At 35.7% G+C, this 6,364-nt stretch carries 7 protein-coding genes and 3 tRNA genes; 3 read left to right on the forward strand and 7 right to left on the reverse strand.

What is annotated here, in order from left to right; translation table 11 throughout:
* Window positions 1-86: 86 nt before the first annotated feature.
* The 3 genes from PVK62_RS16830 to PVK62_RS16840 form a co-directional block, all read right to left on the reverse strand.
* Window positions 87-161 (reverse strand) — tRNA-Gly (locus PVK62_RS16830).
* Between the two features lie 34 nt (window positions 162-195).
* Window positions 196-279 (reverse strand) — tRNA-Tyr (locus tag PVK62_RS16835).
* Between the two features lie 40 nt (window positions 280-319).
* Window positions 320-395: transfer RNA gene (locus tag PVK62_RS16840), tRNA-Thr, on the reverse strand.
* Between the two features lie 194 nt (window positions 396-589).
* On the opposite strand from PVK62_RS16840, the gene coaA reads away from it, so the two are divergent.
* Window positions 590-1,513, forward strand: coding sequence for a type I pantothenate kinase (coaA, locus tag PVK62_RS16845; protein ID WP_274445536.1), 924 nt, complete (start codon window positions 590-592; stop codon window positions 1,511-1,513).
* Here coaA and birA read toward each other — a convergent pair whose 3' ends face one another.
* Together birA and murB are read right to left on the reverse strand one after the other, a co-directional pair.
* The gene (birA, locus tag PVK62_RS16850) at window positions 1,514-2,473 is read right to left on the reverse strand and encodes a bifunctional biotin--[acetyl-CoA-carboxylase] ligase/biotin operon repressor BirA (protein ID WP_274445537.1); all 960 of its coding nucleotides are present in this window, start codon (window positions 2,471-2,473) and stop codon (window positions 1,514-1,516) included.
* The gene (gene murB / locus PVK62_RS16855; protein ID WP_274445538.1) at window positions 2,474-3,508 is read right to left on the reverse strand and encodes a UDP-N-acetylmuramate dehydrogenase; all 1,035 of its coding nucleotides are present in this window, start codon (window positions 3,506-3,508) and stop codon (window positions 2,474-2,476) included.
* Window positions 3,509-3,578: 70 nt separating this feature from the next.
* Between murB and PVK62_RS16860 the strand changes: the two genes are divergently transcribed.
* Window positions 3,579-4,001, forward strand: a complete 423-nt coding sequence (locus PVK62_RS16860) for a GNAT family N-acetyltransferase (protein WP_274445539.1) — start codon at window positions 3,579-3,581, stop codon at window positions 3,999-4,001.
* Window positions 4,002-4,080: 79 nt separating this feature from the next.
* On the forward strand, window positions 4,081-5,433 hold the full coding sequence (gene pssA, locus PVK62_RS16865) for a CDP-diacylglycerol--serine O-phosphatidyltransferase (protein WP_274445540.1): 1,353 nt from the start codon (window positions 4,081-4,083) through the stop codon (window positions 5,431-5,433).
* Between the two features lie 210 nt (window positions 5,434-5,643).
* On the opposite strand, the gene PVK62_RS17715 is transcribed toward pssA, so the two are convergent.
* Together PVK62_RS17715 and PVK62_RS17720 are read right to left on the reverse strand one after the other, a co-directional pair.
* Window positions 5,644-5,865 carry a transposase gene (locus tag PVK62_RS17715; RefSeq protein ID WP_443111785.1) on the reverse strand — a complete coding sequence of 74 codons (222 nt, stop codon included), beginning with the start codon at window positions 5,863-5,865 and terminating at the stop codon, window positions 5,644-5,646.
* A 118-nt stretch (window positions 5,866-5,983) separates the two neighbouring features.
* Entirely contained in the window at window positions 5,984-6,259 is a 276-nt protein-coding gene (locus PVK62_RS17720; RefSeq protein WP_443111786.1) for a helix-turn-helix domain-containing protein, read from the reverse strand.
* Window positions 6,260-6,364 lie beyond the last annotated feature (105 nt).

Consider the following 6,364-nt stretch of genomic DNA (forward strand, 5'->3'; position numbering starts at 1 on the left):
TGATAGTCCCTCTAGGTACGGCATTGGTGGTTATAAATGACCACGTAACCAAAAAAATATATTTGAAATATAAGGAAAATAGGAGATGGAGCGTGCAGCGGGAATCGAACCCGCATCATCAGCTTGGAAGGCTGAGGTAATAGCCATTATACGATGCACGCAATGTAACTCGACAGAGCTATTTTACCTTGAAAATGGTGGAGGGGGACGGATTCGAACCATCGAAGCTTTCGCGGCAGATTTACAGTCTGCTCCCTTTGGCCACTCGGGAACCCCTCCAAATTTTATATCTATTCTTTAATATAATTTAAAAATAGAATGGTGCCGACTACCGGAGTCGAACTGGTGACCTACTGATTACAAGTCAGTTGCTCTACCTACTGAGCTAAGTCGGCACAATTGGTGCGCATTCTAGTTAATCTCTAAATATCATGCAACCGAAAAATCAAATAAAATGACTTTTTTTACCTTTTCACTCCAATTTAGCGAATTCTAATCAGTTCTATGACTGAAAAAGAGCAACTACTCTTTTTTCTTATACTTCCTTATTGTATTGTTTGCCTTTCATTACATCCCTCTGGTATACAATGTGAGCACTTACTTAACTTTTTCTCGTAAAGAATGGGCTGAATTGCGCAATTCAACGCCTTTGACATTAAGCGAACAAGAATTAACTAGCCTGCGTGGGATAAATGAGAATATCAATATTATGGAAGTAGAAGAAATTTACTTGCCATTAATTCGATTACTTCAACTTCATATAGAAAGCCATAAAGAAAAAAACATCATTTTAGAAAACTTCTTATTAAACAATACCATTAACTCACCATTCATTATTGGAATCGCTGGTAGTGTTGCTGTTGGGAAAAGTACAACCGCAAGAATCATTCAAACGTTATTACGTCAATTATTACCAACATTAAGCACACAATTAGTTACTACTGACGGCTTTTTATATCCAAACCGAGTACTGAATGATAAAGGTATCATGCACAAGAAAGGCTTTCCTGAATCATATGATATGAGATCACTTGTTTCATTTGTCGCTGACGTGAAAATGGGGAGAAGTTCTGTTGAAGCTCCCATTTATTCACATTTAACTTATGATATTACAGATGAGAAGAACATCATTTCAAATCCTGATATTTTAATTATTGAAGGATTAAATGTTTTGCAAAATAATTATGACTATCCAGGTCAGCAACATAACCAATTCGTTTCTGATTTCTTAGACTTTTCTATTTATGTTGATGCCACCCAAGAACAGTTAAAACTTTGGTATACCGAGCGTTTTTTAAAACTAAGAACCAGTGCCTTTAGACAAAAAGGTGCTTATTTTTCGCACTATACTGAACTGTCTATTGATAAATCAAAAGAAAAAGCAGAGCATATTTGGGATACGATTAATGGTTTAAATTTAAGAGAAAATATACTACCCACAAAAATGCGTGCTAGTTTGATATTATCAAAAACTAAAAACCATTCAATCAATCAGGTCTCAATAAAAAAATAGTTACTCTTTCTTAATCGATATCTCACCACCAATGAACGATATTATCTCTCCATTAATTTCAACCAATATTGCGCCTTGTTCATCAATCCCTTTGCAAATACCGGTCACTCCATTACTGCCGGTTTGTAAAGTGATTTTTTTATCCATAAAGTTATCCAGCTTTTTCCATCTTTCAATAAATGGACGTAACCCAGACATTTGAAACTCTTCCATAACTTGGCACATTGATTTTAATAACGTATTTGCAAGCTTATTTCGTTGCTTTTCTTTATTAAGGACTTCCTTCAAATCAGTCCATGGTTGATCTATCTCAGAATTAAAACGAGCATCAAGATCTACGTTTATTCCAACACCAATAACAACATGCGCAGCTCCGCCTGACTGAGCCGATAATTCAATAAGTACTCCCGCTAATTTTTTTCCATTCCAATAGATATCATTAGGCCATTTAAGTTTTAAATCTTGGCAGCCAAGAGATTCTAATGCATTAACTACAGCAATCCCGACAGCAAGGCTCAAACCCATTGCGACGGCTAATCCGCTTTCAAGCTTCCAATATAAAGAAAAATATATATTACTTCCAAATGGCGAAACCCAAGTACGACCGCGGCGTCCTCTTCCTGATGTCTGATATTCAGCAAAACAAGACTGCCCCGATTCCAGCGTCTTCATTTCGTCGAGTAAATACTGGTTAGTAGAGTCAGTAACACCTAATAAAATAGGTGCCGGTAATTTTTCATGACTTACCTTATCAGAGGATAATAATTCAAGGGGCTCAGATAGCGAATAGCCCTTACCTTTTATTTTATATATGACTAATCCCCACTCTTGCAGAGCAGAAATGTGCTTGCTGATTGCAGAGCGTGAAATATTGAGACTCATACCCAGGTCTTCACCTGAATGAAAACGCCCATCACTAAGCTGACGAAGTATCGCAAGTTTCTTTACGTGTTCTTTCACTTAAAATAACTCCGCTAAAGACGTCTCTTTTGAACCGGAATAGAATCTAACTTCATGCTCCAAATCAATTTGATACAGATCGTATACTTTCGATTTAATATGATTCGCTAAACTTAATATATCGCTCGAGGTCGCATTACCATTATTAACAATAACAAGTGCCTGCTCTTTATGAACAGATGCATCATTAATTTGAAATCCTTTTAATCCCGCATTATCTATAAGCCAACCTGCCGCAACTTTCTTATTCTCCCCAAACTCATACGCAGGAAGCTCTGGGTATTTATCCTTCAAAAGACAATAATGATCACTTGAAATAATAGGATTTTTAAAAAAACTTCCTGCATTCCCTAGCAATCTAGGATCCGGTAATTTACTAGACCTAATCTCACAAACTTTCAAAAAAATATCTTTTGCTGTATTACTCGTAGCATTAAATTGAGAGAGTGGTCCATACGATAGAAGGGGTTGCCATACTTTAGATAACCGTAATGTTACAGCAGTGATTATTACTTGGTCTTTAAGCTCTTGCTTGAAAATTGAATCTCGATAACCAAATAGACATTCAGAATGCTCAAGTTTTTTAATTGTTAATGTATTAAGGTCTAAATATTCGACAGATTCACAAATGTCTTTTAACTCTAATCCATAAGCACCAATATTTTGAATCGGTGATGAACCAACACAGCCAGGAATCATTGCCAAATTTTCGATGCCGTAGTAATTATGCTCAACGCACCATTCAACGAAACTAGGCCAATCTTCACCACTTGCAACCGTGATTAAATAATCATTACCCTTTTCTTCAACCTCTTTTCCTAAAAGACGATTAAGAACAACAATCCCTTCAAATGGTCCACAAAAGAGAGTATTACTTCCACGCCCTAGAGGAAGCTTTACTGATGTTGAATACTGTTCTGATGACCAAATATCAATTAAATCTTGAGTCGTTTCAGCTTCAATGATCAGTTCAGCATTTTCATCTATCGAAAAACTGTTATATGGCTTTAACATTTTTGTAGGTAAAATTTTCATATCGACTATATTTAAAAGACTAAATTAAGTACATTCTAACTTAATATTAAAAAACTATATAGAAAACCCCATGAATCTTACTGTGTCTTACCTAGAGAAATTACGTCTCCCCCTCCTGCATAAGCTATATAAAGATAACTACCCCTCAGGCAAACCAAAAGGGAAAGAAGACATAATCATTCTAGAAGAAGATAAAAAAATAATCGGATCGATCCGAATAAAAACTTATGATGACTGCCACTTCTTGACTGGTATGATGATTATAAATGAAAAAAGACAACAAAATTATGGCAGCATATTATTAAAAAACTTACCTCAATTCTTAACTTTAGATTCAGCTTACTGCCTATGTGAACCTAGCCTAACTCCATTTTACATTAAAAATAAATTTAACTACGCTAACAGCTCTGAAGTTCCATATATTGTAAAAAACAAATATGAACGTTATACAAAAGATGGAAAACTCTTAGACATTTTAGTATATCAAAGCTGACTCTTTGATATTACTCTCGGCAATATCACTTTATTTTGCTAAAATGATTGATCTTATATTGATAATTTAATGACTTGTTATGAATACAAAACCTCTAGAAAGTAAAGAACAGCTATCTATGCTTCCAATGTTGTCTCAAAATCCTGAGAGTTTAAAGACTCTTCATACTGCAGAAGATTTTCGCTATGAGCTATTAAAGCAAATTGAGAATGCCAAACAACGGATCTATATTGTTGCGCTTTATTTAGAAAATGATGATGCTGGCCGCGAAATTTTTACCGCATTATATGAAGCAAAACAGAAGCAGCCGACACTTGATATAAATGTCTTAGTTGATTGGCATAGAGCACAGCGAGGGCTTATTGGTGCTGAATCTAGCGATGGTAACGCTGCTCTTTATAGAGAATTTTCAGAGAAATACAAACACTCAATTAATGTTTTAGGTGTCCCTGTCCGTAATAAAGAAGTGTTCGGGGTGCTACACCTTAAAGGTTTTATTTTTGATGATACGGTGGTGTATAGCGGAGCTAGCTTAAATGATGTTTATTTGGCTTATAAAGAGAAATACCGCTGCGATAGATACCATTTATTGAATAATCAATTTCTAGCAAACTCCATGGTTTCGTTAATCAAAAAAACATTGATAGCGAGTCCTGCTGTAAATAGTTTATCTCAACAAAATAGACCAAATACCAAATCCTTAAAACCTGCGATCAAAGAACTTCGCAAACAACTAAGTGTAGTTAATTACCAATTTACTCCTCAGATGCGAAAGTCAGGAGAAATAGGCATAACCCCACTTATTGGTCTGGGTAGAAAAGGCAATAAGCTTAACAGTCATATCCTTCTTCTATTGGCTTCTGCTGTATCAGAAATAACGATTTGTACTCCATATTTTAATTTCCCTAAACCCATTGCTAAAGAGCTTAAGAAAGCCTTACGCAGAGGTGTGAAGGTAACCGTTATTGTTGGTGATAAAACAGCTAATGACTTCTACATAGCTCCAGAAGAAGAGTTTAAAACCATTGCTGGTTTACCTTATTTATATGAGATCAACCTTCGAAATTTTGCTAAAACGAATGAAACCTACATAGCAAATAGACAGTTATCTCTTCGCCTTTGGAAGCATGAAAATAATAGTTTCCATTTAAAAGGAGTCTGGGTTGATAACGAATTTACGTTGATTACTGGTAGTAATTTAAATCCAAGAGCTTGGAAGTTAGATCTAGAAAATGGATTATTGCTACAAGATCCTGAACAGCTATTGCTTAGTGAAAAACAAGCCGAACTTGAAGTTATCTTAAAACATACTCAACTTATAGCTACTTATAAGCAAGTCGATAAATTAGATAGTTATCCGCTAGAAGTTAAACGTTTGATCAAACGAATCAAACGAATCAAAGCTGATCATATCTTAAATCAAATCTTATAATTAATTGCTTCTTAGCGTGAGTTTGAAAGAACTCATGCTATTTTCACTACCTTTACCCCGATCTTAAATGAATATCCATTTTATCTAACACTATTTTTCACGATAGTGACGGAAGAACAGAACTCCTAATGCTCCACTATGACTCTTCAATAAGCTCTCCAATAAAAAACCTAACCTCGGGAACTCCCACTTCACAATATCTATTCTGCATCATTTTACTTTTATCCGATTCCACGCTCCACATGATGTCTCTACAATATCGTCATAGTTTTCGAAACACCTGTTTGCTACTTCATTTTTACGGAGCCAACTCCATACCGGTTCTATAGGGTTAAACTCTCGAGAATAAGGTGGGATATGGATTACGGTGAGGTTATTTAATTCATCGGTAAGATAGCTCTGGTGCCAACTGGCGTGGCTTGAGAAATAAATCTGAGTTGATCTTTTATTGCTTCCATATTGCTCAGGGAAACCACTATCGCTTCAGCTTATCCTGTTGTGACACATACTGTTCCAAAAAGGTATGCATACTCAAATTGCTGTTGTTGTACTACTCTAGGTCGCGTACCTTTCTCTGCCCATATTCGCGTTGTTGTATTGCATTGACCATAAAAGCTTCTTGAGCTTCAACTGACTGCTTAGGATGTTTAGAGCGAGTAGTAATCCAACTCAAACCTATGTTATGTAATAACTGATAGAGCGCCGACTTTTTATATAATGTATTGAAATTGCTTTCTATATAAAGTCCAATATCTCTCGCTTGAAGACGACCGCCATTCTCATTTACGGCATGTTCGATAACATATTGAGTTGTAATTTTTGCTATCTGTTAGGCGGTGGGATCTACCAGAATATTGTTTATCTTGAAGCCCTTCAAGAGCATTATCGAGATATGCTTTGATCCATTTATTGACGATTACTCTGCTAACTC

The sequence above is a fragment of the Aliivibrio sp. S3MY1 genome (assembly GCF_028765575.1).
Classification (GTDB): Bacteria; Pseudomonadota; Gammaproteobacteria; order Enterobacterales; family Vibrionaceae; genus Aliivibrio.

Bases quoted from the DNA above. Each gene is read 5' to 3' on its own strand.
- murB (WP_274445538.1), bottom strand. From the start codon at position 3,508: ATGAAAATTTTACCTACAAAAATGTTAAAGCCATATAACAGTTTTTCG.
- PVK62_RS16860 (WP_274445539.1), top strand. From the start codon at position 3,579: ATGAATCTTACTGTGTCTTACCTAGAGAAATTACGTCTCCCCCTCCTG.
- pssA (WP_274445540.1), top strand. From the start codon at position 4,081: ATGAATACAAAACCTCTAGAAAGTAAAGAACAGCTATCTATGCTTCCA.